19 protein-coding genes and 1 pseudogene are annotated in these 21,054 nt (G+C 70.8%); 11 read left to right on the forward strand and 9 right to left on the reverse strand.

Features of this window, described 5'->3' with window-relative positions:
- Positions 1-52: 52 nt before the first annotated feature.
- On the forward strand, positions 53-973 hold the full coding sequence (locus AB0O76_RS10970) for a MurR/RpiR family transcriptional regulator (protein WP_365487784.1): 921 nt from the start codon (positions 53-55) through the stop codon (positions 971-973).
- A gap of 82 nt (positions 974-1,055) precedes the next feature.
- Here the strand turns inward: AB0O76_RS10970 and AB0O76_RS10975 are convergent, their stop codons facing one another.
- Positions 1,056-1,634, reverse strand: coding sequence for an XRE family transcriptional regulator (locus tag AB0O76_RS10975; protein WP_365487786.1), 579 nt, complete (start codon positions 1,632-1,634; stop codon positions 1,056-1,058).
- Between the two features lie 87 nt (positions 1,635-1,721).
- Here AB0O76_RS10975 and AB0O76_RS10980 point away from each other — a divergent pair, with 87 nt between their 5' ends.
- Together AB0O76_RS10980 and AB0O76_RS10985 are read left to right on the forward strand one after the other, a co-directional pair.
- Entirely contained in the window at positions 1,722-2,492 is a 771-nt protein-coding gene (locus AB0O76_RS10980; protein WP_365487789.1) for an AzlC family ABC transporter permease, read from the forward strand.
- A complete protein-coding gene (locus tag AB0O76_RS10985) occupies positions 2,489-2,803 on the forward strand; it encodes an AzlD domain-containing protein (protein WP_365487793.1) in 315 nt (104 codons plus the stop codon). The genes AB0O76_RS10980 and AB0O76_RS10985 overlap by 4 nt, the downstream gene beginning before the upstream one ends.
- On the opposite strand, the gene AB0O76_RS10990 is transcribed toward AB0O76_RS10985, so the two are convergent.
- Positions 2,769-4,628, reverse strand: coding sequence for a long-chain fatty acid--CoA ligase (locus tag AB0O76_RS10990; protein ID WP_365487796.1), 1,860 nt, complete (start codon positions 4,626-4,628; stop codon positions 2,769-2,771). The genes AB0O76_RS10985 and AB0O76_RS10990 overlap by 35 nt on opposite strands.
- 300 nt (positions 4,629-4,928) lie before the next feature.
- On the opposite strand from AB0O76_RS10990, the gene AB0O76_RS10995 reads away from it, so the two are divergent.
- The 3 genes from AB0O76_RS10995 to AB0O76_RS11005 all read left to right on the forward strand — a co-directional run bounded on the left by AB0O76_RS10995 (position 4,929) and on the right by AB0O76_RS11005 (position 7,044).
- Complete coding sequence (locus tag AB0O76_RS10995) at positions 4,929-5,477, forward strand: hypothetical protein (RefSeq protein ID WP_266863484.1); 549 nt, start codon at positions 4,929-4,931, stop codon at positions 5,475-5,477.
- A 46-nt stretch (positions 5,478-5,523) separates the two neighbouring features.
- A complete protein-coding gene (locus tag AB0O76_RS11000; protein ID WP_365487799.1) occupies positions 5,524-5,895 on the forward strand; it encodes a hypothetical protein in 372 nt (123 codons plus the stop codon).
- 114 nt (positions 5,896-6,009) lie between these two features.
- Positions 6,010-7,044 (forward strand): AraC family transcriptional regulator, encoded by a 1,035-nt coding sequence (locus AB0O76_RS11005; RefSeq protein ID WP_365487802.1) that lies wholly within the window; start codon positions 6,010-6,012, stop codon positions 7,042-7,044.
- Here AB0O76_RS11005 and AB0O76_RS11010 read toward each other — a convergent pair.
- Both AB0O76_RS11010 and AB0O76_RS11015 read right to left on the reverse strand, forming a co-directional pair.
- Positions 7,020-10,154: a tetratricopeptide repeat protein gene (locus AB0O76_RS11010; RefSeq protein WP_365487805.1), complete on the reverse strand. Its 3,135-nt coding sequence runs from the start codon at positions 10,152-10,154 to the stop codon at positions 7,020-7,022. The genes AB0O76_RS11005 and AB0O76_RS11010 overlap by 25 nt on opposite strands.
- A 53-nt stretch (positions 10,155-10,207) precedes the next feature.
- Positions 10,208-10,738 (reverse strand): hypothetical protein, encoded by a 531-nt coding sequence (locus AB0O76_RS11015; protein WP_365487808.1) that lies wholly within the window; start codon positions 10,736-10,738, stop codon positions 10,208-10,210.
- Between the two features lie 211 nt (positions 10,739-10,949).
- Between AB0O76_RS11015 and AB0O76_RS11020 the strand changes: the two genes are divergently transcribed.
- From AB0O76_RS11020 to AB0O76_RS11040, 5 genes and pseudogenes are all read left to right on the forward strand, one after another.
- Positions 10,950-12,107, forward strand: coding sequence for a lipase family protein (locus AB0O76_RS11020; protein WP_365487811.1), 1,158 nt, complete (start codon positions 10,950-10,952; stop codon positions 12,105-12,107).
- Between the two features lie 111 nt (positions 12,108-12,218).
- Entirely contained in the window at positions 12,219-12,494 is a 276-nt protein-coding gene (locus AB0O76_RS11025) for a DUF1876 domain-containing protein (RefSeq protein WP_365488085.1), read from the forward strand.
- Between the two features lie 63 nt (positions 12,495-12,557).
- A pseudogene (locus AB0O76_RS11030) lies at positions 12,558-13,091 on the forward strand (DUF5753 domain-containing protein); the annotation flags it as partial.
- Positions 13,088-13,351 (forward strand): DUF397 domain-containing protein, encoded by a 264-nt coding sequence (locus AB0O76_RS11035; RefSeq protein WP_365487814.1) that lies wholly within the window; start codon positions 13,088-13,090, stop codon positions 13,349-13,351. The pseudogene AB0O76_RS11030 and the gene AB0O76_RS11035, both read left to right, overlap by 4 nt.
- Positions 13,329-13,742: a DUF4440 domain-containing protein gene (locus AB0O76_RS11040; RefSeq protein ID WP_365487817.1), complete on the forward strand. Its 414-nt coding sequence runs from the start codon at positions 13,329-13,331 to the stop codon at positions 13,740-13,742. The genes AB0O76_RS11035 and AB0O76_RS11040 overlap by 23 nt, the downstream gene beginning before the upstream one ends.
- A gap of 986 nt (positions 13,743-14,728) precedes the next feature.
- Here AB0O76_RS11040 and AB0O76_RS11045 read toward each other — a convergent pair.
- From AB0O76_RS11045 to AB0O76_RS11065, 5 genes are all read right to left on the reverse strand, one after another.
- Entirely contained in the window at positions 14,729-15,157 is a 429-nt protein-coding gene (locus AB0O76_RS11045; protein WP_365487820.1) for a hypothetical protein, read from the reverse strand.
- A 113-nt stretch (positions 15,158-15,270) separates the two neighbouring features.
- Positions 15,271-15,930, reverse strand: a complete 660-nt coding sequence (locus AB0O76_RS11050) for a DinB family protein (RefSeq protein WP_365487823.1) — start codon at positions 15,928-15,930, stop codon at positions 15,271-15,273.
- A gap of 56 nt (positions 15,931-15,986) precedes the next feature.
- Positions 15,987-17,645: an alpha/beta hydrolase gene (locus tag AB0O76_RS11055; protein WP_365487826.1), complete on the reverse strand. Its 1,659-nt coding sequence runs from the start codon at positions 17,643-17,645 to the stop codon at positions 15,987-15,989.
- Between the two features lie 84 nt (positions 17,646-17,729).
- Positions 17,730-19,649: an AMP-dependent synthetase/ligase gene (locus AB0O76_RS11060; protein ID WP_365487829.1), complete on the reverse strand. Its 1,920-nt coding sequence runs from the start codon at positions 19,647-19,649 to the stop codon at positions 17,730-17,732.
- Between the two features lie 74 nt (positions 19,650-19,723).
- Positions 19,724-21,001 (reverse strand): acetyl-CoA C-acetyltransferase, encoded by a 1,278-nt coding sequence (locus AB0O76_RS11065; protein WP_365487832.1) that lies wholly within the window; start codon positions 20,999-21,001, stop codon positions 19,724-19,726.
- Positions 21,002-21,054: the final 53 nt, after the last annotated feature.

A 21,054-nucleotide genomic window follows, 5' to 3' on the forward strand; every position in this document is an offset into this window, starting at 1 on the left:
GAATGCGTTGCCCAGGAGAGTAACGTCCATCACACGAGAGTCAATAGCTGTAATGGAAATTTCAGAGGGTGGGACGGAAGAGACCGGGGCCTCCGGCGGAGCGGGCCTTGCCCGGCTGCGGGCTGCCGTGCGGGACCAGTGGGAGACGCTGTCGACGTCCGAGCGGGCCGTCGCCCAGTACCTGGTCAGCGCCCCCGCGGAGTCGCTCCTTTTCGCCAGCGCGCAGGAGCTGGGCTCGGCGAGCGGCACCAGCAACGCGACGGTCGTGCGCGCCCTGCAGCGCCTCGGCTACGCGGGCCTGCCCGCACTCAAGCGTGAACTGGCGTCGGACTTCACATCGGCGGTGGCTCCGGAGGTGCGCCTGAAGCAGCGCATCGCGCATGTGGGCCGGGACCTTGACGGCATCTGGGGCGAGGTCTTCGACGAGGCGCAGGAGCGCATCGAGCACGCGCGGCGCCTTACGCCGGGCGAGGCGCTGCGGGACGCGGTCGGCGTACTCGCCGAAGCTCCCGAGATCCACTGCTACGGCATCGCGGCGTCCGAACTCGCCGCGCGGCACCTGGCGTTGGCGCTCGGCAGGATCGGCCGCAGGGCGCGCTACTTCGGCGATACGGGCTTCGCGCTGGCCGACCATCTGCTGGCGGTGCGGCAGGGCGACGCGGTGGTGATCTTCCAGCCGGGGCGTGCGCTTGCCGAGCTGACGGTGCTGATAGAGCGGGCGCGGGCGGTCGGGGCGCGGGTCGTCCTGGTCACGGACGAGCTGGCCGAGCTGTACGGGGCGCGGGTGGATGCGGTGCTCACGGCGCCGCATACGCCGACCGGCATCACTACGGAGGCGTTGACGGCGCTGGTCGTGGCCGATGCGTTGCTGCTGGCGCTGGCCACGCTGGATGAGGCCCGGGCGGTGGAGACTTCGCATCAACTGACTGCCCTGCGGGAGCAGTTGCTGGCCCCTAGGCCTCGTAAGGGGTAGCAGGTCGAGTTACGGCTGCAGGAGCGCCCCGAAGGGGCGCGGGGAACTGCGCGATCAGCCACGACGTACCCGCAGGGGATCACTAGCTGTGCTGCATCACCAGCACGAAGGTCGTGCCCCGCTCCAGCGCCTCGTACAGGTGAGGGACGTCTCCTCGGTACGACATGTAGTCCCCGGGCCCCAGCTCCACCGTCTCCCCGCGAGGCCCAGCCAGCAGCCGGCCCGTGGAGACGACCAGGTGCTCCACGGACCCCGGGATATGCGCGTCCGACTCCCGCGCAGCCCCCGGCTCCATAGCCCCATGGTAAATGTCGCGGCGCACCCCGGCCGGACCCGGCGACAGCAACGTGCCCGCGTACGAGGCCTTTTCGGCGTGCATGGTCGGGCCCTCCCCCGCCCGGATCACCGTGACGGCGGGGGCGGGTGACTCCACCAGCACGCTGAACGGCACCCCTAGCGCCACCGCGAGCGCCCACAGCGTCTCGATGCCGGGATTGCCGGTGGCCGCCTCCAGCTGCGAAAGCGTCGACTTCGCGATCCCGGCCCGCTTGGCCAGCTCGGAGAGGGAGATCCCCGCCTTGGCCCGCTCCCTGCGCAGCGCGGCCGCGACCCATTCACGGGGCAGCCGGGATCGGGCGGCGTCGCCCTTGCCGTCAGTCATGCCGTACCGCTCTCTCTCATTCGTTCGCTATAGGGGACCATTCGTTCGGCTTGACGAACAGCACCCGTCCCACCCATCCTACGACGTATGCGTTCGCCACACCGAACAGACAGCCCGCCCGACCGAACGAGCGAGGGGTTCGTCCGGCTCTCCCACCTCCCCCGCGGCGTCCTGCGCGACATCGCCCTCGTCTGGCTCGCCGACGCCGTCGTCGGCGCCTCCTTCGGCGCGATCGCCGTCGCCGGCGGGCTTCCGGTCTGGGTGCCCGTGCTGATGTCGCTGCTCGTGTACGCGGGCTCCGCCCAGTTCAGCGCGGTCGGGATCCTCGCGGCGGGCGGCGGCCCCGTGGCCGCGGCGGCGACCGGCCTGCTGCTCAACTCCCGTACGGCGGCGTTCAGTCTGGCCGTGGCCGACAGCCTGGGGCGGTCCTGGGCGGCGCGGCTCGTGGGCGCGCATCTGATCACCGACGAGACGGCGGCGTTCGTCCTCGCGCAGCCTGACCAGAAGCGACGCAAGGCGGCGTTCTGGATATCCGGGGTCGGCCTGTTCGCCGTATGGAACGTCAGCGTGCTCGGCGGTGCGCTCGCCGGTTCCGCGATCGGCGACACGGCCCGCTTCGGGCTCGACGCGGCGTTCCCGGCCGTCCTCCTCGCCCTGGTCCTTCCCGCACTGCGGGGCGACAGCATGACGCGGCGGGCCGCGGCCGCGGGTGCCGTGATCGCGGTGGTCGCGACGCCGCTGCTGCCCGCCGGGGTGCCGGTGCTGCTCGCCCTGCTCGGCCTGCTCGCCGCCCGGCGCGGGCCGAGCCGCCCCGCCCGTTCCACCAGCCGCCGCACCACTCCGAGGAGCGCCTCGTGAACGCCCAGCTCGCCTGCGTCCTCGTCCTCGCCGCCGGAACGTACGCCTTCCGCCTGGCCGGACCCGCACTCCACGGCCGTATCGAACTCCCCGCCCGCGTACAGGAGTTGCTGACCGTCGGCGCGACGGTCCTGCTCGTGGCGCTGCTCGCCACGGGCGCACTCACCGAGGGCGGCGGCCCCGCCGGGTGGGCCCGCCCGCTCGGTGTCCTGGTCGGCGGCGTACTCGCCTGGCGCAAGGCGCCGTTCGCGGTGGTCGTGATCGGCGCCGCCGCGACTACGGCGCTGCTGCGTCTCGCGGGGGTCGCGTAGCCCCGTCAGGTGCGCCGCTCCCGGAGCCGTACAGCCCTTCCACCACCTCCGCGTACCGCTCGGCCACAGCACGCCTGCGCACCTTCAGGCTCGGCGTGAGCAGTCCGTCCTCCACCGTGAAGTCCTCGTCCAGGAGCGCGAATTCGCGGATGCGGGCCGGGCGCGAGACCTCCGCGTTGGCCGCGTCCACCGCCTCCTGGACCAGGGCGCGGACGCGGGGGTCGCGGGACGGCGGGCCGCTGAACTCCACGCCCTCGCGGGCCGCCCAGCCGCCGATCTCCTCCGCGTCCAGGGTGATCAGGGCCACGGGGTAAGGGCGGTGGTCGCCCACCATCACGGCGCGCGACACGAAACGCGAGCGCTGGACGGCCAGTTCACTCAGCGAGGGCGTGATGTTCTTGCCGCCGGAGGTGATGATCAGGTCCTTCTTGCGGCCGGTGACGGAGAGGAAGCCGTCGGCGTCGACGGCACCCAAGTCCCCTGTGTGCAGCCACCCTTCGCCGTCCAGTGCCTCGTGGGTGGCGTCCGGGTCGGCGTGGTAGCCCGGGAAGACCATCTCGCCCCGGGCGAGTATCTCCCCGTCATCGGCGATGCGGACCTCGCAGCCCTCGACGGGGCGGCCGACGGTTCCGTACCGCACCGCGCCCGGGTGGTTGAGGCTGATGACCCCGGCCGACTCGGTCATCCCGTACCCCTCGAAGACCGCGATACCGCAGGCCCGCAGGAAGTCGATGACATGCGGGGCGATGGGGGCGCCGCCGGTCAGCGCCCACCGGACGCGCCCGCCGAGCGCCTGCCGGACCAGGCCATAGAGGGCCTTGTCGGCCGCTTCGTACGCGTCCTGGAGTTCGGGCGGCAAGGCGGCGTCCGCCGCCAGGACCCCGATGCGCACCGCCTCCTCGAAGCGCTCGCGGCCCCCGGGCTCGGCCTCCGCGAAGGAGAGAACCACGGAGTGCACCTTCTCGAAGAGCCGTGGCACGGACGGAAGATGGGTGGGCCTTGCCTCGGCCAGTTCGGCCACGACGTTCTCGATCCGCCCCCCGAAGAAGCACAGCTCGCCACCCTGGATCAGGGTCGTGAACTCGATGAGCTGGGCGAGGAGGTGCGCGAGCGGGAGATAGAGATATGTGGAGTCGCCCGGGCCGCCCTCGATCAGGGGGAGGGTGGCGGACTGGACGGCGCCGAGGTTGGCGTGGGTGAGGAGGCAGCCCTTCGGCGGTCCTGTCGTGCCGGAGGTGTAGATGATGGTGGCCAGGTCGGCGGGGGTGCGGGCGCGGGCGCGGGCCAACAGGTCGGCGGGATCCGGCGGCTCAGCCCCTGGACCCGCGACCGAACCTGGCCGCTCGGCCCTCACCCCCAGCCCTGCCCCCGACCCCTGCCCCGCCGGTACTTCCGTCATCAGCAGCACGTGCCGCACCCCCGGCAGCCGGTACCGCAGCCGCTCGATCTTCGCCGCCTGCGCCGCGTCCTCGCAGATCACCACCGAGGCGCCGCTGTCGCCCAGGACCCAGACGACCTCCTCGTCCCCCGCGGTCGGGTAGACGGGGACGACCACCGCGCCCGCCGCGAAGGTGCCGAAGTGGGCGTAGGTCCACTCGGGGCGGGTCTCCGCGAGGATCGCCACGCGGTCGTCCGCGCGGACGTCGAGAGCGAGGAGCTGATGCCCGAAGTCCCTTACCCGGGACCGGAGTTGCTTGTAGTCGACTTGATCCCATGCCGCCGCCCCTCCTTCGGCCTTGAAGCGGAGGGCGGGCAGCGTGCCGTGGCGGTCCGCCGCCCACTCGGCGAGGACGGCCAGGGTCTCGGGGCGCTCGGTCGGCTGCATGCGTACGACGCTAGGGACACCGCGGCCTTGTGCGGGATGACGGGAAACGTCAGCGGGGTTGGCCGGGAAGCTCAGCAAGAGGACGGCCGGAAGCTCAGCGGGACCGCCACGACTCCACGGCGCAACTCGCCGCAAGTGCCAAAGGTTTGACCGCAAGGCTCAGAAGATCCTCAAAACTCTTGTTGCCCCGGCGGCCCCGGCACCAGTATCCCTCCCAAGCCCGAGCCCAACGCCCCTGACCAGGGCGTAACCAGCCGGCGCGGGTGCATCGCCACGCGATGAACAAAAAGGGGAACACATATGTCCATATCGAGAACCGTGCTGCGCACCGCCGCGGTATCCGTCTCCGCCGCCCTCGCGCTCGCCGCGGCCGGACCCATCGCCTCCGCCACCGAGGCCGCGAACGCCCGTGCCGAGCAGCACAAGGCCGCCGCCGGTGTGCTGACGGCGGTCGCCGACGACACCGGCGCACCGCAGATCGTCGAAGAGGGTCTGGAGGAGCGACTGGGGGCGCTTCCGCAGAACCCGACGACCCAGCAGCTCGTCGAGGCGATGTACCCGGGCGACGAGGCCGCACAGCAGGCCGCGCTCGCCAAGCTGGAGCCGCAGGGCGTGCAGCTGCGCAGCGGCTGGGACACCGCCTGGAAGGTGACCAAGTGCGTGGGCTCGATCGGCGCGTTCATCGCGGGCAACGCGCTCCTGGTGACCAAGGCCACCAAGTTCGGCGGCGTGCTCAAGGGCGCCAAGCTCATCGTGCAGGCGGGCAACAAGGAGGAGCGCATCAAGCTCCTCGTCGCCATCTTCGGCGAGGTCACCGGCCTGTCGACCGTCGCAACGGCCTGCGGCTGAGTCCGCACGTGACACGCTGCCCTAGATATGTGAGGAGGCCTTGACCATGGAGACCGCCTTCAAGGCATCGTTCATGCTCGCCGTGGCAGCCGAGGTCGTCCTGGTGGCCGTCCTGGTCTTCCAGGTCGCGCGCAAGGAGCGGCACGGCGGCACATCACCCCTGGTGTTCACCGGTGGTGACGCGCTGGCGGCGGCCGCGCTGTTCGGCGGCACGATGACGCTGACCGCGCTGCTTTCGGACGGCTGGAGCGGCCTTTCGACGAGCGACGTCCTGCTGTACGCGGTGACCTTCGGCATCGTCACCGCCGGATTCGCGGCATTCCTGCGCCGGGGAGAGAAGGGGCGGCCCGAGTACGGGCGCATCGCCTTCCTGCTGCCCGTCGGCTTCGGTCTGCTCGCGGGCCTGTCCGGCGTCTGACGCCCTGGACGTGCGGTGGGCGGGGGCGTACACGTCCCCCCGCCCACCGCACTCGACCGGCCGCCGTGCGGCACCTTCGGGTTCGGGCGGCGGCGCGGCGGGGAAGGGACCCTCATGCCCAGGCGGACCATCACCGTGCACCATGTGCGCTCCGTGCTCCGCGGCGCCGAGCGGCGTGGAGTGGACACCGTTCCGCTCCTGCGCACCGCCCAGATTCCCCCGCTCCTGCTCGGCGACGACCGGGCCCGCGTCACCGAGGTCCAGTTCGCCCGGCTCTTCAGGGAGTTGTACCGCGCCACCGGTGACGAGTTCCTCGGCCTCGGCTCGGCCGTCAGCCGGCCGGGGACGTTCGCGATGATGTGCCACGCCTCCCTCGGCTGCCGCGACCTGGGAGCCGCGATAGCGCGAGGCGTCACCTTCTACGGGCTGTTTCCGGGCGGCCCCGACCTCACCCTCGAACACCGCGAGGGCCCCGAAAGCGGCGACGCCGTCTTCGCCGTACGCAACGACCTCGCACACGACTACTTCCTCGCCGAGTGCCTCCTCATCATCTGGCACCGGCTGTGCAGCTGGCTCATCGGCCGCCGCATCCCCCTCCACTGGGCCGAGTTCGGCCACCCGCCGCCCCCGCACAAGGACGAGTACGGGCTCCTCTTCGGCTGCCCCGTCCGCTTCGGCGCGCCGCGTACCGGCGCCGGGTTCGACGCGCACTGGCTGACCGCCCCGCTGATCCGGGACGAGGCGGCGCTGGAGGCGATGCTGAACCGGGCGCCGTTCGACCTCCTCTCCCGTCGCGAGTACGGCACGACGGTCGCCGAGCAGGTACGGCGCACCCTCGCCCGCGCCCTGCGCTCCTCGCCGCGCCTCCCCTCGCTGGGTGAGATCGCCGCCCGCCTTGCGGTGAGCCCCGCGACACTGCGCCGCCGCCTGGCCCAGGAGGCCACCTCCTACCAGCAGTTGAAGGACGCGGTACGACGCGACGCGGCCATCGCGGGCCTGGCGGAGGGCCGCGAGCCGATAGCCGACCTCGCCGCACGGCTCGGCTTCTCCGAGGACACCGCCTTCCACCGGGCCTTCCGGCGGTGGACGGGGACGACGCCGGGTGCCTATCGGATGGCGCATCCCTACGACTGCGACTCGTCCGAGTGATCTGAGCGATGCGATTCCGGCGGGCCTGCCGTCGTCCCCCACCGGTGCGAGTACGCCACATGCGACTGCTCCAGCTGCCCCTGCGCCTTCAGCGCGTCCCCCAGCTCCTCATAGGTGAGGTCCACATCGCGGAGGAACGAGGCACGTCCGGCGGGCTCCGGGAAGTTCAGCAGTTCTCCGGTGATCCGGCGAAGGACGGCCGAGGCCTCGCCCAGGTCCCCCATCGCGACCAGACAGTTCGCGAGGGCGTTCATGGTGGCGGCCAACTCGCCTGGACTTTCGCCTCGTTGTCGGTACGAGATGGCCTGGTGGTAGTGCTCGACGGCCTCCTTGAATTCCCCCGCGCGTCGGTAGGTGTCCGCGATGTCGTGCAGGATGCCGCCATAGACGCCCGGAGATTCCTCGGGGCTCGTCAGGCCCCTGGCCTCCTCGAAGCAGGCGAGGGCCTGCGCGTACCAGACGGTGCGCGGACCCATGTGCGGGTGGGCGTGCCGGAATTGCGGGCTTCCGCCGCCGAGGTGCTGCCGGCCCCGGTCCACCAGACCGCCCGCGAGCACCGCGGCGGTGGCCAGCGTCTCGGCGTGGTCGGGGCCGAGTACGCGCCGCAGATCGGCGAGGACCTGCCGGTACGCGATGACCGATCCGGCCGTGTCCCCGGCCACGCCCCAGGCATAGCTGAGGCTCCGGCGCGTGGTGAGGGTGTCGAGGTGGTCGGCGCCGAGTACGCGGTCCATGTCGGGGACGAGCAGCTCGAAGGTGACAAGGGCGGTGGTCACGTCGCCGGAGTCCCGCTGCCAGTGGGCGAGTTCGCGGCGGGTGCCGAGTGTCTCCGCGTGGTCGGGCCCGAGCACGCGCACCCGGTCGGCGAGCAGTTGCCGGTACGCGGCGACGGCTCCGGACTTGTCTCCCTCCTCACCCCGGTAGAGCGCGAGATTGTGGCGGGCCCTGAAGAGATCGGGGTGATCCCGGCCGAGGACGCGCTCGCGGTCGGCGATGAGCTGTTCGAGCGCGGCGATGGCCCCTGCCGTGTCGCCCGCGTCGCCCCACCACAGGGCCAGTGAACCCCGGGTGTCGAGGGTTTCGGGATGGTCGTCGCCGAGCACCCACTGGCGGACCACGAGCACCTGTTCCAGGCTGGCCAACGCGCCCGCCACGTCTCCCACAAGACCGTGTGCGTGGGCCAGTTCGTGCCGGGCGCGCAGGGTGTCGCGGTCGTGCGGACCGAGGACCCGCTCGCAGTCGACCAGCGCCTCCCGGAGTCCGGTCAGCGCCTCGTCCGGGTAGCCCGCCATCCCCCGCAGATCGGCCAGTTGGAGCCGGATGCGCAGGGTGTGACGGTGGTCGGGACCGAGGCGGGTGTGGGCGAGCCGCCCCAGGGTGCGGAAGTAGACGACGGCGGCCGTGACCTGCCCGCTCTCCTGGACACTGTTTCCGGCGAGAAAGAGCACGGGGTGGATGCCGGACCGCCACAGGGCCGGCTCCGCCACCCGTTGTACGACATCGGCGTTGGCCCGCAGGACCTGGGCGAACGCGGTGTCGCGCTCGACGTCGGGCCAGGCCGCGACGAGGGCGTCGGCGGCCGCGACGGCGGTCTCCTCCAAGGTGGTCCGGTCCAGGGATTCGCGGAAGGTGCGCTGGATGAGCTGGTGCACGCGGACGGCCTGATGCGGAACGCCGGGCGTGTAGTCGATGAGGCTCATGCGGTGCAGGGCGCGCAGCGCGCCGACGGCGTCCTCGGCGGTCACGGCGCCTTGGGCACTTTGGGCACTTTGGGTACTTTGGGTGCGGCGCGCCGCGAGATGAGCGAGGGCGGGCGGGCTGACGAGGACGGCCGCGGGGATGCCGTTGGGGTCGAGCAGGGCGATGAGGGCGAGCATGGGCCGGGCGAGACCTCGGGGCCGCATCGCGTCGGCACGCTCGGCGGACAGCGACCAGGTGGCGGTCACGGTGACGGCCTGGGTGTCGGGCAGCATGCCGCGCTCGGGAAAGAGCGGCGCCAGTTCCCGGGAGCGGGCGGAGAGTTGCCGCCGGTACGCGTCGCAGGTCACGTCCCTGGCTTCGAGCAGGTAGGCGGCTGCCTGGGAGAGGGCGAGCGGCAGATCCCCGAGATCGGCGGCGAGTTGGGCCACGCAGCCGGGCGGATCGTGACGGGCGGGGCAGCCGGGCGGGTGCTCGGGGGCGGCCCGGTCACCCGCAGCGCACGCGTCGCCGCCACTCCCGGCGAAACCGGGCCCGGCGCCGACAGGCTGCCCCGCAGCGCCTCGTCCTGCCGCGCCGCCCTCCGGGGTGCCGTATCCGGCGGCAGCACGCGCCACCGGCCCGTCCGCCACTCCCTCGCGCCCCGCGCCTTCTCGCCCCGCCTCTTCCGGCCCCGCTCCCTCGTGCCCCGCCCCTTCTCGCCCCACTCCCTCGCGCCCCGGCCCTTCCGGCCCCGCTCCCTCATGCCCTGCCCCTTCTCGCCCCGCCCCTTCCGGCCCCGCTCCCTCGCGCCCCGCCCCTTCTCGCCCCGGCCCTTCCCGCCCCGCCCCTTCCCACCCCGCTCCCTCATGCCCCGGGGCAAGCACCTGTGTCAGGTAATGGACCGACTCCTCCCGCTCGAACAGCCCCACATCGATGCTCCTTCGGCCGTGCCCCGTCAGTACCGCGTCCCGCCGCCGCGTCGTGATCAGCGTCCGGCCGCGCGGGCTCGCCGGCGGCCACAGGCCGCCGCGGCCCTGGGCCGGGTCCGCGAGGAGGTCGACGGGGTCCGCCAGGTCGTCGAGCACGATCAGCCAGCTGGGGCCGCCGGCCGGCCGGGGTTCGAGCCAGGCGAGGAAGCGGGCCGCCGCCCGCTCGGAGTCGGAGCGGGCAAGGCCCAGCCACTCCTCTGCCGCCTGGGCGTATGCGGTGACGACGGCCTCGCGGTTGACGGCGGTGACCCACAGGAGCAGGTCGATCTCGCCGCTGTCCCGCAGCTCACGCGCATACCGCGCCGCCAGCTGCGTCTTGCCGACACCTCCGGTCCCCGCGAGCACCTGGCCGAGCACGGCCGTCCCCCCGTCGGCCATCTCCCGGGCGAGCCGCCCGCCGACGGCCCGCCCTTGGAAACAGTGCGCTTCCTGGGGCAGCACGCCGACGAGGTGCGGCCACTCCCCAGGGGGTGGGCTTCCCGCAGCCGGTCCGTTCAGCCCTGGGACGGAGCCGGCGGAGTAGGGCCTCCGTGAGGCGCGCCTCCCTGCCCGGGACCTCCCTGCCCGGGACCTCCCGGCCACAACCCTCCATGCACCTCGCCGATGTTGAAGGTGGTGCCATGGTTCTCGTACGACCCCACCACAGACGTCGCACCCGTCCCCGAGACCGAGATCTCTCCGACGCCGGCTGCCGAACGCCCCTCGATCAGTGCCTGCAGCTGCGCCACCGCCTCCCGGCGCCGGGCGTCGTCAAGGGACTCCAGAACCACCTCGAAGCGCGTACGCCACGAGGCCTCTTCCTCGATGCGGGCCCGCAGGGCTCCCTCCCCACCGCCGCCGGCAACGGTCAGCGCCACAGCAGTCCGATCGAGCCGCGCCAGTTCCGCCCGCTCCCGCTCCTCGTTCCCCCGCCCGAACCACCGGGCCACCGCCTGCCGGATCCCGGCCCACGCGTCCGTGCCCGCGGCCCCCGCGACGGCGAGGCCACCCGCCGCGGCCAGTGCTGTCATCGTGCTGTCGAGCATCCCCCACACCTCCATACGCCCGAAGGCTCCCCCTGCGAACGTAGCGCCGGAACGGCGCGAGAGACACAGAGTCAACGAAGCTGAGCGGTCCCGTCAGCGCGAAACCGCCTCGCGCGTCACTACGGTCGACGCCTGCACGACACACGCAAAGGCTGAACACCCATGCCACCACACCAAGTTGGTACCCACTGAGAACAGTTGGGAGAGCCGCATGCACATACGTACCGGCGCGAGAGCCCTCGCCGTAGTGGCCGCGCTCGGCCTGTCGGCCATCACCCCGGTCACGGCCGACGCCACCCCGGCGGACACCGCGTCCCCCGGCGACATCGTCACCTCCGAACCCAGCAGCTTCCACCCCCTCCCCGGCCAGCCCACCAACACCAAGGCGTGGAAGGTGAATTACCGCTCGACAACGGCGAAGGGCGAGCCGAACACGGTCTCCGGCACGGTCATCGTCCCGCAGGACGGCCGCGATGGCCCCCGTCCCCTCATCACGTACGCCGTCGGCACGATCGGCATGGGCGACCACTGCGCGCCCAGCGCGGGCTTCCCGCGCGGCACCACCATGGAAGCCAACCTCATCCAGCAACTCACCCTGCGGGGCTGGGCGGTGGCGGTGACGGACTACGAGGGCCTCGGCACCCCCGGCGACCACACCTACACGGTGGGCCGCGCCGAGGGCCAGGCCATGCTCGACGCCGCCCGCGCCGCGATCCGCCTCCCAGAGGCGGGCCTCTCCTCAGACACCCCGGTCGGCATCATGGGCTACTCCCAGGGCGGCCAGGCCGCTGGCTGGGCGGCCGAACTGCACGGCTCGTACGCGCCAGACCTGAAGGTCAAAGGCACGGCGACCGGCGGCGTCCCCGGCGACCTGATGAAGGTGGCGGACTTCAACGACGGCTCGTACGGCTCGGGCCTGATCTTCATGGCGGCGATCGGCCAGAACGCGGCCTTCCCCGAACTGAACCTGGAGTCGTACCTCAACCCGGCAGGCAAGAAGCTGATCGGCACACTGCGCAACAGCTGTGTGGCGGACGGCGCGGTGCTCGGCGCCTTCAAGAAGATCACCGACGTAACGACGAGAAACCCCCTGGACCAACCGGACTGGCAACAACGCCTGCGCGAGTCGACGGTCGGCACACGGGCGCCGGACGCGCCGGTGTACCAGTACCACGTGATCACCGACGAGCTGATCCCGTACGGCGTCGGCAAGCAGGTCCGCACGGACTGGTGCGCGAAGGGCGCGAACGTCGAGTGGCACACGGTCCCACTGGGCGAACACGTCTCCGGCGTGATCACACAGTCCCCCCTCGCCGCGAACTGGCTGGCGGACCGTTTCGCGGGGAAGCCGCCCCGAGGCAACTGCTAGCCGGGACCCTGACAGCTCGCATACCGTCCCACACCGACGGTGACCGTCAGGGCCGCCCGCTGGACCACCCGGTCAGGTGGGCGCACCCTGGAATCAGCACTTCCGGAGGTGATGACGATGAAGACCGCAGTCGGATGGCACATCGACCTGGAATTCGAGGAGGACGACCACCGAACGCGCGCGGCCGCGCTCGTACGGCTCCCCGACGGCAACGAGGTCCGGGCCCACGGATACGCGAGCCGCCACCCCTCCGACGCGCAACAGGCACGGGTCGGCGAGGAGATAGCGGGAGCGCGCGCCCTGAACGAACTGGCGATGCAGTTGCTGACGAAGGCGCACGACGAGATAGACGAGGCATCGGGAAGGACGTCGCACGCACTGCAGTGACGCCGGCTGCGGTCCGCCCGAGCATCACTGGTCCCTCGGGCGGACCCTCAGCTCTGCCCGAGGTTGGAGTCGGAGGCTATTGAGCTGCACTTCTACGCCAACCAGGGCGTGCCGGGTCTGCTTCAGACGGAGGATTACGCGCGGGCAGTGTTCTCCCACCGGCGACCGCTGCTGGACGAGGAGACTATCGAGAAGCGAGTCGTCGACCGACTCGCTCGCCAGCAGATCTTCGAGCGTTGGCCTTCCCCCTCCTTCAGTTACGTACTGGAGGAGGTCGTACTGCAACGGCCAATCGGTGGACGGGCTGTCCACGAGGGCCAGCTGCGACAGCTGCTGCGTCTCGGCCGGAAGCGGACGGTAGCAATCCAGGTTCTGCCGACCAATCGCGAGGAACACCCCAATATGGACGGCGCGTTCAACCTGGTGACCCCGAAGGGGCATCAGCAGGTGGCGTACACGGAGGTCCAGGGGTACCCCCGCCTGATCACCGATCCGGAAGAGGTCCGGCTCATCGTCGACCGCTATGGGATCATGCGCGCACTGGCTCTCAATCCACGGGAGTCCGCCCTGATCGAGAAGATTCTGGGGGAGCGATGAACACCGAGGCACTCGCTTGGTTCAAGTCCAGCTACAGCGGTGGCGCGGGCGGCGAATGCCTCGAAGTCGCCTACACCTGGCGCAAGTCCAGCCACAGCGGAGGCGAAGGAGGCTCATGCGTCGAGGTATCCCCCTCCCCCAACGCCATCCACGTACGCGACTCCAAGAACCCCGAAGGCCCCACCTTCACAGTCGCCCCCGCCACCTGGACCGCCTTCATCACGCAGACGGGATCCCATGACCGACGTCACCAAGGCTGAACTCGACGAACTGATGCGCACGTTCCTCGGTGCGTTCACCAACACCGGTGGCAGCAAGGCGAACCTCGGCGCGGTCCGTGACGTATTCATCCCGCAAGGAATGATCATCAGCAACGTCGGCGACGGCGCACCCGTGGTGTACGACATCGAGGGCTTCATCGCGCCCCGCGAGGAGATGCTGAGCGACGGCGGGAAGCTGACCGAGTTCTCCGAGTGGGAAGTCGCCGAACGGACCGAGATCTTCGGGTCCATCGCGCACCGGTTCAGCAAGTACCGGAAGTCGGGTTACCTCGACGGCGAGTGGTTCGAGGGAGTCGGCCACAAGACCACCCAGTACGTCCGTACGCCCGACGGCTGGCGGATGAGTTCGATGGCCTGGGACGACGAGTAGCGCAGCTTCGGGGACCCGGCGGTTCATTGGCGCCGGGGCCGCCCGGTTGTCCCGAGATTGGCGGTTCCGGGCCGGGAGTCAAGGGCGCTCCGCTGCGCTACGCGTCGGCTTCGCCGATTCCGCTGCGCTCCACCCTTGACACCCACCCCTCCACCGCGAGAAGCGAATTGACCGGGCGGCCCTGGAAGCGGGGCTCACGGGGACCACCCGGCGGGCCATCCGGCTTCGCGGCCGGGTGCGGACTAGTTCGTTACAGCGCACCGGGTGAGAGGTGCGCGCGGTCCGCTCGGGGATGGGTCCCGGCTTCGTCAAGCGTCCGCCGACCGGATCTTCCGGGGCGGGCGCAGGGTGTCAGGTGTGTAACTCACCGAAGCTGATGGCCAGTTGACCCCCGGGGCTGGCTGGCGAGGGGGGGTGGGGGACCTACTTTGGCAAAGTTGCGTTTCGAATCCCGCGCGCCCCCCTTGTGCCAGAACACAACTTTCCCAAAGTAGGTCCCCCACCCCCAGCCCACACCCGCGCCGACCCCGCCCGATCGAGCCCGACCCCGCCGGACTGCCAGTCGCCGCACGGGCACGGCTCCCCGCGAACCCGAACCCGAACCACACCCACACCCACACCCACACCCACAAGGGCCGGTCCGCACCCGCTTGACGAAACCTGGACCCATCCCCGAGCGGCCGCGCACCCCTCCAGCCGGACGGACGGCACGTGAAACGAACTAGTCCGCACCCGGCGCCCAAGCCGGATGACCCAACCCCGCAACCCCGTGAGCCCCGCTTCGTGGCCGCCCGGTCATCACGCTTCTCGCGGTGGAGGGGTGGGTGTCAAGGGTGGAGCGCAGCGGAATCGGCGCAGCCGACGCGCAGCGCAGCGGAGCGCCCTTTACGCCCAGCCCGGAACCGCCATCCTCCGGACAACCGGGCGGCCCCGGCACCAATCAAGCACCGAGTGACCAAAACCTCCGCCCCACCCCGGTCAGCGCTCTACGAGGTGACCCGCGCCGCCTCCGAGCACCACTGCAAATCCGACGAGGTCACGCACATCTTGATCTTGTACGTACGGTTCTCCGGCACGTTCTTCGTCACACACTTGCGGAACGGAGCATTGTGCCCCTGAGACTTCACCTTGTGCTTGCCGGTGCTGGCCCAGCCGGTCACGTTCTGCCCGTCGGACACCTTGTCCCCGACGCACAGCGTGTCGCCCTTGTAACCATCGTTGTCATCCTTGCGCCAGCCGGTGTAGGCGATCATCTTGCTTCCGCTGTAGGCGGTGATCTCCACCCCGTTGCCGTACCTCTCCGTCTTGAAGGTGACTCCGGCCGCTGCGGAAGCAGGGGTGGACGTCAGACCGGCACCGGCCGAGGCGAGAAGAGCGCAGCTCAGAACGGTTGCTGCCCGGCGGGATATGCGCATGGGTGATTCCTTCTGTGGTCGAGATGCGTAGCAGGAAGGATCTTCACCGGACCGCCCAACAATTGCCCAACGCACTGCCAATACAGATCAGTTGGCGACCAGCATCTGCAGACCTAGCCCCGCGGCTTCCCGTACCACCGCCACGACGTACGTCGCTCCTGTCCCGGCAGCTCCCCCCGCCCCGTCGCCCACAACAGAGTCGGCCAGGGGTCCGAATCCTGCGGGACGTCGGGGAACAGGCGGTGGAGGACCCGGGCGCACACCTCCGCCGGCGGGGTCCACTTCAGCCCCAGTCCCTCGGCCAAGTCGTACGTGTGGACCACCGTCTCCACGATGCCCATCGCGGCGAAGCCCTCCGGGTCCGAAACCCCGAAGCCGTGAAACGAGCGGAGTTCCGGCGGCGCCGTACGCACCATGGCGGTGAGCATCGCGCCCGTCGCCTCCAGGACCTGGAGGAGGCCCTCCGGACCCGAATCGCGGTCCGCGTGGATAGCGTTCCACGGGCCCTCCGTCTGACGCGGCTCCCAGATGAAGGGGACAGGGCCGTCCAAGGACGGGTCTCGCGGGCCCAGTTGGGCGGCGTACGCGAAATAGTCGTCGCTCAGGTGCTCGACCGTCTCCCAGCAGGTCCACCGCAGCGTGCCCGCCTTGCTGTGCCAGGCCTCCTCGGGAGCCTCGCGGAGGGTGGCGAGGGCCAGTTGGATGGACTGGTCGAGGTCGTCGGCGGTGACGGGTCCAGGCGTTGCGGCATCTTGTTCGGCTTCTCGGCGCATGCGGGGCACGCTAGTCGCGGGTGCCCCGGAACCCCACCGACTTTCAGCGCCCAGCCTCAGTCCTCCTCGTCCGCCCCGCAAGAACTCCCGCTCCTCGGCATCTCCCCGTACAGCAGGAACCCGTCCACCTTCTCCCGCACGCACTTGGACCCCGCGTAACCGGTGTGCCCTTCCCCCTTGTTGTCCAGGACGATGGCATGCGAGCCGAGCCGCTCGGCCGTCTCCTCGGTCCAGCGGTACGGGGTCGCCGGGTCGCCGCGCGTGCCGACGAGCAGGAAGTCGGGGCTCTTCACATCACGTACCTCGTCACGGATGTAGTCCGTACCTGCGGGCCGCCCGAAGCAGAAGAGCACCGGCATCAGCATCTGCTTCCCGAAGATGGCGGAGGTCGACGCGAACTCCTTCTGGAGCTTGCCGACTTCCTTCTCGATGCTGTCCGCGTCCGGCCGGTCGGGGTCGTCCGCGCAGTTCACGGCCATGAGCGCGGCAGCCATGTTGTCGGCGGGAACGTCCTCCGTCAGGTCTTTCGGGCCCGGCTTCAGGCCCCGCGTCTGATGGGCCATCGACCCGCTCATCCGCAGCAGCGCCCGGGGGTCCCCGTCGGCCATCAGCGCGCCGAGCGCCTGCGAAAGGGCGGGCCACGCCTGCCTGCTGTAGAGCGCCTGTCCCAGTACGTCGACGACGTCCTGGCCGGTGAACTCCGCGCCGTCCGTGGACTGCAGCGGATACTTGTCGAGCCCCCGGATCAGCTCGGCCATGTGCTCGCGCGCGGCCCGCGCATCCGTGCCGAAGACACAACCCGCGTTGTCCGTGCACCACTTGAGGAAGTTGTCGAGTGCGGTCTGCCGGCCCTCCGCGCTCACCAGGGCCTGCTCGGCGACCGGTTCGGTCAGGGTGTCCACGCCGTCGAGGACCATCCGGCCGACCTTCTTGGGGAACTGGGTGGCGTAGACGGCGCCGAGCCGCGTCCCGTAGGAGAAGCCCAGATAGTTGAGCTTCTTGTCGCCGAGCGCCTGCCGCATGACGTCCATGTCGCGCGAGACGTTGACGGTCCCGACGTACGGGAGAACGGGCCCGGACTCCTTGGCGCACCTGTCGGAGATCTTCTTGATCTCGTCGAGCACGGCGCCGGGGTCGCCATCGGCCTCCTCGGCCGGCGCCGTCGGATCTTCGGCGTCGACGTCACCGCAGGTCACGGGCGAACTCCGGCCCACCCCGCGCGGATCGAAGGAGACGACGTCGTACCCCTTGCCGAGATACGCGAACTCCTTCTGCGACGAGAGCAGTCCGGAGACCCCCGCACCGCCGGGACCCCCGAAGTTGAGCAGCAGCGAACCGCGCTTCTCGCCACTGGACTTGACGCGGACCATGGCGAGGTCGACCTTGCCGCGCTTGGGCTGTGCGTAGTCGAGCGGAACGGTTATCTTGCCGCACTGCACGTCGTCGTCCTCGGGAGCCGGAGTGGCGGGGCTCTCGGTGACCAGACCCGCCGCCCCTTCCTCCTCACAGGCGCCCCACTTGATCTTCTGCGTGTAGTACCGGGAGAGATCGGGCCGCTGATCGGGCGACGGGGAGTCCTGCAAGGCGGAGGCCTGCGACGCGGACAGCTCGGCAGCGAAAGCAGCGGTCGCTGCCGCTCCGATGCCCGGCAGTCCGAGACCTGTCCCCATGACGGCCAGCGCGGTGACGCCGGCGAGCGCAACAGCTCTGCGCACGGCAACCTCCCAGGGTCTGCCCCTCGATCACCCTAAGCGCGCAGGTCCGGCCCCGCCCGTCCAGCTAACAGCCAGTGACGACCACTACCGACCGTGTCCGTTTCCGTGTCCGTACAGTCCTTCGATCTCCTCGGCGAAGTCACGCTCGACGGCTGCCCGCCGCAGCTTCAGGGACGGCGTGAGATGACCGCTCTCCTCCGTGAAATCCACGGGCAGAACGGTGAACTGCCGGATGGATTCGGCACGCGACACGAGCTTGTTCGCCTCGTCGACCGCACGCTGCAGCGTCTCCCGCAACTCGACGTCATCGACAAGATCGGCCACCGCGCTCGACTGCTTCTTCTTCATACGGCACCAGTGCGCGATGCCGTCCGCCTCAAGGGTGATCAGGGCGGTGATGTACGGCCGGGCGTCACCCAGGACCATGCACTGGCCGACCAGCGGATGGGCGCGCAGCCAGTCCTCCAGCGGGGCGGGGGCGACATTCTTGCCGCCGGTCGTGATGAGCAGGTCCTTCTTCCTCCCGGTGATCGAGAGATACCCCTCGGCGTCGAGCTCCCCGACGTCCCCGGTGGCGAACCACTCCCGCTGGGCAGGCACCGCACGCCCCGTACGCCCGTCCCAGTACCCCGCGAAGACCTGCCCGCCGGCGAGCAGCACCTCCCCGTCGTCCGCGATCCGCACCTTCGTGCCGGGCAGCGGCCAGCCGACCGTCCCCAGGCGCGGCTTCAGCGGCGGCGTCACGGTCGCGGCCGCGGTGGTCTCGGTCAGCCCGTACCCCTCGAAGATCTCGATGCCCGCGCCCGCGTAGAAGGCGGCGAGGCGGCGCCCGAGCGGTGAGCCGCCGCAGATCGCGTACCGCACTTTGCCGCCGAGAGCCGCGCGGATCCGCCGGTAGACCAGCGGGTCGTACAGCGCACGGGCCGCCCGCAGCCCGAACGCCGGCCCGGGGCCTGTGCCGTGCTGCGCCGCCTCGACGGCCTCCCCGTACCGCACGGCGATCCGCGCCGCACGGTCGAAGGACGAAGCACGCCCCATCTTCTCGGCGGTGGCGTGCCCGGTATTGAAGACCTTCTCGAGTACGTAGGGAATGGCGAGGAGGAAGGTCGGCCGGAAACTCGCCAGGTCCCGCAGCAGATCCTCGGTCTGAATGCTCGGCGCGTGCCCGAGCCGCACGCGGGCGCGCAGACAGCCGACGGCGACCATGCGCCCGAAGACGTGGGAGAGCGGCAGGAAGAGCAGCGTGGAGGCGGGCTCCTTGCTGACCGACTTGAAGACGGGATGGAGCAGCTCGATGGCGTTGTCCACCTCGGCGAAGAAGTTGCCGTGGGTGAGGACGCAGCCCTTGGGGCGGCCGGTGGTGCCGGAGGTGTAGATGAGGGTGGCGATGTCGTTCGGGCTCAACTCGGCTCTGCGCGCGTGGACTTCGTCGTCGGTGAGCGCGCTCCCCCTTCCGAGTTCGGCGAGGCGCCGGATGTCGCCCTTCTCGAAGGACCAGAGGTGCTCCAGGTCGGGCATCCGGTCGCGCTCCGGGCCGAGCGAGGAGGCGAGTTCGGCGGTCTCGGCGGCGAGGGCGACGGCTCCGGAGTCCTGGACGATCCACCGGGTCTGATAGGCGGACGAGGTCGGATACACGGGGACGGTGACGAGTCCGGCCGCCCAGGCCGCGAAGTCGAGGAGCGTCCACTCGTACGTCGTACGCGCCATGATGGCGAGGCGGTCGCCCGGGGCGAGGCCCTCGGCGATGAGCCCCTTCGCCACGGCGAGTACCTCCTCGGCGAAGTCACCGGCACTGACGTCCTGCCAGCGTCCGTCGCTTCCCTTGCGGGAGAGGACGGCTTCGGTGGGGGCCTCGCGGGCGTTGTCGAAGGGGATGTCGGCGAGGGAGCCGGTGGCTACGGGGGCGGCGAGAGGGGGAGTGGCGCATTCGCGTACGACTCCGTCGATGGGGCGTATGTGGGGTTCTACGAGGGCGGGTTGGGGAGTGTCAGGGCTGGGTGACATGGGTGGCGGCTCCTATGTCCGGGGGGGCGGGGGGGGGAGAGGTGGACGGGGTTGGGGAAGCCCCGCAGGGACAGCTAGGGCCGCTCGAGAACGGCCGTCACCCCCTGCCCACCCGCCGCGCAGATGGAGATCAACCCCCGCCCAGGAGCCCCCCGTTCAGCAAGCAGCTTCGCCAGCGTGGCGACAATCCGCGCCCCGGTAGCAGCAAAGGGATGCCCCGTGGCCAGCGACGACCCGGCGACGTTGAGCCGCTCCCGGTCCACCGCGCCAAGCCCCTGCTTCTCCCACGCGGCCAGAGTCGCAAGCACCTGCGAGGCGAACGCCTCGTGGATCTCGACGAAGTCGAAGTCGGAGAGACCGAGACCCACCCGCTCCAGCATCCGGGGAACAGCATGGGCGGGCGCCATCAGCAGCCCGTCCTCACCCCCGACGACATCACCACCGACGAAGTCCACGGCGGCCGTCTCATGGGCGGTCAGATACGCCAGCGGCTCAAGCCCCCGCTCCCCCGCCCACTCCTCACTCGCAAGCAGCGCAACGGCCGCCCCATCCGTCAAGGGAGTCGAATTCCCGGCGGTCATCGTCGGGTTGGGCCGCTTCCCCCCGAAGACCGGCTTCAAAGCGCCCAGCTTCTCCACGCTCGAAGCCGGGCGCAGGTTCTGGTCGATCTCCAGCCCCCGGAAGGGAACGACGAGACCCTTCAGGAAGCCCCGCTCGTACGCCGCGGCGAGCCGCCGATGACTCGCGGCGGCCAGTTCGTCCTGGGCGGCCCGTGAGATGCCCCAGGCCTCCGCCGTGACGGCGGCGTGCTCTCCCATCGAAAGGCCGGTACGGGGCTCGGCGTTGCGGGGGATGTCCGGCACGAGATGCCCGGGGCGGATCCCGGCGAGCACCTTCACCCGCGCGCCCGCGGACTTCGCCCGCCGCGCGGCCAGGAGGATCTTCCGCAGGGAGTCGTTGACGCCGAGCGGCGCGTCGCTCGCCGTGTCGGCACCGCCCGCCACCGCGGACTCCGTCTGCCCGAGCGTGATCTTGTTGGCGGCGGCGATGACGGCCTGCAGCCCGGTGCCGCAGGCCTGCTGGATGTCGTACGCGGGAGTGGTCGGCGCGAGCCGCGAGCCGAGGACGGTCTCGCGGGCGAGGTTGAAGTCGCGGCTGTGCTTGAGCACGGCACCGGCGACGAACTCCCCCACGGCGCCCGGCTCTTCAAGGCCGAACCGCTCGACGAGCCCGTCGAGCGCGGCGGTCAGCATCTCCTGGTTGGAGGCGGTCGCGTACGGGCCGTCGGAGCGCGCGAAGGGGATGCGGCTGCCGCCGATGACCGCCACGCGGCGGGTGGTGGGCAGATTCATGTCTCGACCAGCTCCTGACCCTTGAGTAACCTTACTCTGAAGTAAATTTACGA

The organism is Streptomyces sp. NPDC086554, assembly GCF_040686095.1.
Taxonomy (GTDB): Bacteria; Actinomycetota; Actinomycetes; order Streptomycetales; family Streptomycetaceae; genus Streptomyces.